Source organism: Vibrio sp. Y176, from assembly GCF_033438945.1.
In genome coordinates, this window is record NZ_JAWOQS010000257.1 from 1 (window position 1) to 856 (window position 856).

The window sequence follows — 856 nt, forward strand, 5'->3', positions numbered from 1 at the left end:
GACCCCGATTCGTTGCCAATAGAACTGCGCGAGTTAGCCAACAAACACAACGCGATGCTCGATAGGTTGCAAACTGGTTTTCGCCGCTTGAGCGAGTTTTCTTCTGATATAGCACATGAGTTAAAAACGCCACTCACCAACATTACTACGCAAAATCAGGTCATTTTAGGTGCGTGTCGAACGCCTGAAGAGTATCAGGATGCGATTGCCTCAACGTTGGAAGAACTCAACCGCATCACGAAAACCATCAACGATTTGCTCTACATTGCCAAGGCTGAAAACAAGCTCATTCATCGCCATGACGAAGTGTTTGCGGTGCAGGAGGAAATCGAACGTTTGGTCGCGTATTTTGAAATATTGGCCGAAGATACCGAGGTGCGAATCGTGAGCTCAGGCGACGGTCAGCTCTATATGGATAGAAACATGTTTGAACGTGCGGTGGGCAATTTGCTCTCCAACGCGATTCGTCATGCGTATGCTGATTCAACCATTGTGATTGACGTTCAAGCGGTTGATGAACAGGTGACGATATCGGTCAGCAACCAAGGTGACACCATTGCAGAGCAAAACTTACCGTACCTTTTCGACCGTTTTTATCGCGCAGATAAGTCTCGCCAACATGTAGGCAGTGTAGGAGCAGGGCTAGGTTTGTCGATTACCCAATCTATTGTGCAGGCGTATGAAGGTGATATCCAAGTTCAATCAGAAAACCAGGGCACCGAATTTCACATCAGGTTGCCTTCGGCCCGTACGAGTCCAAAAGAGGAATAACCTGAGCTAGGTTGTCGAGTACAGTGATATCAGACATTAACTCTGTCTGCGGTGGCAATAAGTCTGGAATCATCACTGCATGGCA

General features: G+C 47.5%; 1 protein-coding gene. It reads left to right on the top strand.

What is annotated here, in order from left to right; translation table 11 throughout:
• On the top strand, nucleotides 1–771 hold a 771-nt coding region (locus tag R7O13_RS25420; protein WP_318305016.1), incomplete at its 5' end, for a heavy metal sensor histidine kinase.
• Nucleotides 772–856 lie beyond the last annotated feature (85 nt).